The following is a 2,512-nucleotide window of genomic DNA, read 5'->3' on the forward strand; positions in this document are numbered from 1 at the left end:
CGCCAGCGGAGGGGCAGCCTCGCCGCTTCTTGCTGTGAAAAAGTCCGATTTGCATGCGCGACTGATATTTGCGATCTGCTCGCATCAGGGCGGGATATCAGGAGGAGCATAGCCGATGCGCTGGAACATGATGATCTTGGCCTCTTGCCTGCTGACCGCCGGCTGTGTCGGCGGCACCTCGATGTCGGAACAGCAGGATGCGAACGTCCAGTCCTCCCTGCAATACGACACCGTGCCGTGCGATCAGTTGCTGGCGCAGCGCAATGGCTTGGCGCAGCAATACAACCTTCCGGCGAAGGCCAAGCCGACATTCTCCAACCCGGCGATGGGCTTCGGCCCGTTCACGCCTGACATGCGCTCCAAGGCCAAACGCGATACCGACAAGGCAAGCGGTGAGATCGATGCCATGAACCGGTCGATCGATCGACGCGACTGCGGCCAGCCGGACAAGCAGAAGAAGATCGCTCTGCCTGGCTAGTACCCCGCCTTGCGGTCCACCAGATTGTCCAGCTTTTCACCGCGTTCGAAGGCGTCCATCTGGCGCAGCATGATCGGCGCCAGATGCACCGGATCGGAGGTCGCTGCCGCGTGCGGCGTCACAAACACTTTTGGATGCCCCCACAGCGGACTGGTCTTCGGCAGCGGTTCGACCTCGAACACGTCGAGGCTCGCCTCCTTCAATGTGCCGTCATCCAGCGCCCGCAAAATGTCGGCATCCTTCTGCAGACGGCCGCGCCCGGCATTGATCAGCACCGAACCGCCGAGGCCGTTGCGCTTCCGCAATTCCTTCAGCACGCCGTAGTTGATAATGCCCTTGGTCTCAGGCGTCAGCGGCAAAAGCACCACCAGGATGTCGGTGGCCTTGAGGAAGGGGATCAGTCCAGCTTCGCCGGAATAGGTCGCGACGCCTTCCATGGCCTTGTCGGTGCGCGACCAGCCATTGACGGCAAAGCCGAGCGACAAAAGCACCGAGGCCGCGGCGCGGCCGAGACTGCCGAGGCCCATGATGCCGACCGAAATGTCACCGGCAGGCCTCTGCTGCGGCTCGTGCCAGATCTTCTTCGGCTGCTGCGACCGGTAGAGCAGGCCCTGGCGGTGATGGTCGAGAACCCGCCAGACGACATATTCGGTCATGTACTGGGTGAGATTGTCGGCGACGACCTTGACAACAGGCACATCGGGCAGGCCGGGATCGGCGAAGATATGATCGACGCCGGCGCCGATCGAAAAGATGGCGCGCAGATTGGGCAGCGACGACAACAGGTTCGGCTTCTGCTTCCACACCACGGCATAGGTGATCGACGGGTCGCTGGCGCCGTCAGGCTCCAGCACCACCTCGCGCTCGGCCGACAGGAGCTCGCGCCAGCGCTGCGGATGAAAGCCGGTGACGGCAAGCAGGATACGGCCTTTTTCCATTGCGGTCTTTTAGTCCCTCTCTACGCAAATCACTCGCTGACGATGCCGACCGGTGCCGTCTCGATCTTGAAGGCGGCCGAGATCAGCGCCCGAGTATAGTCGGTTTGCGGATTTTCAAAAATCTGCTGGGAAGGACCAGCTTCGACGATCCGGCCATTGCGCATGACGATGACGTCGTTGGCGAGCGCGCGGATGACTTTCAAATCATGGCTGATGAAGAGATAGGCGAGATCGTGCTTGGCCTGCAGGCTGCGCAGCAGATCGACGACCTGCGCCTGCACGCTCATGTCGAGTGCCGATGTCGGCTCGTCCAGCATGACGAAGCGCGGGTTGAGCACCATGGCGCGTGCGATGGCAACGCGCTGGCGCTGGCCGCCGGAAAACTCGTGCGGATAGCGGTTGCGTGTCGCCGGATCGAGCCCGACCTCCTTCAGCACGGCGGCCACCTTGTCGTCGCGCTCGTCGGGCGACAGCTTCGGCTCGTGGATCTTGAGGCCTTCTTCGATGATCTCTGCGATCGACATGCGCGGGCTGAGCGAGCCGAACGGATCCTGGAAGACGATCTGCAATTCGCGCCTGAGCGGCCGCATGGCGTTGAAAGTCAGCTGGTTGATGTCGCGGCCGTTGAACTGGATCGTGCCGGTCGACGAGATCATTCTTGCCAGCGCCAGGCCGAGCGTCGTCTTGCCGGAGCCGGATTCGCCGACCACGCCCAGCGTCTGGCCGGCGCGCACGGTGACATCGATGCCGTCGACGGCCTTCACATTGTCGACGGTGCGGCGGAAGAAGCCCTGCTTGATCGGGAACCAGACCTTTACGTCCTTGCCGGTCATGACAGGCTTGGCATCGGCATTGGCGGCCGGCGGCTTGCCCTTCGGCTCGGCCGCCAGCAGATGCCTTGTATAGGCATGCTGCGGATTGGCGAAGATCTCTTTGGTCGGCCCGGTCTCGACTATCTTGCCCTTGGTCATCACGCAGACACGGTCGGCGATCTTGCGCACGATGCCGAGATCATGGGTGATGAACAGCATCGACATGCCCTTGCGGCTCTTCAGCCCGGCCAGCAGCTCGAGGATCTGCGCCTGCACGGTGACGT

At 62.5% G+C, this 2,512-nt stretch carries 3 protein-coding genes; 1 reads left to right on the forward strand and 2 read right to left on the reverse strand.

The features are described 5' to 3' along the window. The first annotated feature begins 115 nt into the window (after window positions 1–115). Window positions 116–478, forward strand: a complete 363-nt coding sequence (locus EN939_RS29635) for a hypothetical protein (RefSeq protein WP_127271228.1) — start codon at window positions 116–118, stop codon at window positions 476–478. Here EN939_RS29635 and EN939_RS29640 read toward each other — a convergent pair. Both EN939_RS29640 and EN939_RS29645 read right to left on the reverse strand, forming a co-directional pair. Then, entirely contained in the window at window positions 475–1,416 is a 942-nt protein-coding gene (locus EN939_RS29640; RefSeq protein ID WP_127271229.1) for a 2-hydroxyacid dehydrogenase, read from the reverse strand. The two genes, EN939_RS29635 and EN939_RS29640, sit on opposite strands and share 4 nt — an antisense overlap. A 29-nt stretch (window positions 1,417–1,445) precedes the next feature. Further along, window positions 1,446–2,512: ATP-binding cassette domain-containing protein (locus EN939_RS29645; RefSeq protein ID WP_164751328.1), on the reverse strand; the 1,067-nt coding region annotated here is incomplete at its 5' end.

It is taken from the genome of Mesorhizobium sp. M7A.F.Ca.CA.002.05.1.1, from assembly GCF_003998335.1.
Taxonomy (GTDB): Bacteria; Pseudomonadota; Alphaproteobacteria; order Rhizobiales; family Rhizobiaceae; genus Mesorhizobium.

What these genes read in the sequence shown, in the direction of transcription:
- EN939_RS29635 (WP_127271228.1), top strand. Translation starts at nt 116, where the DNA reads ATGCGCTGGAACATGATGATCTTGGCCTCTTGCCTGCTGACCGCCGGC.
- EN939_RS29640 (WP_127271229.1), bottom strand. Translation starts at nt 1,416, where the DNA reads ATGGAAAAAGGCCGTATCCTGCTTGCCGTCACCGGCTTTCATCCGCAG.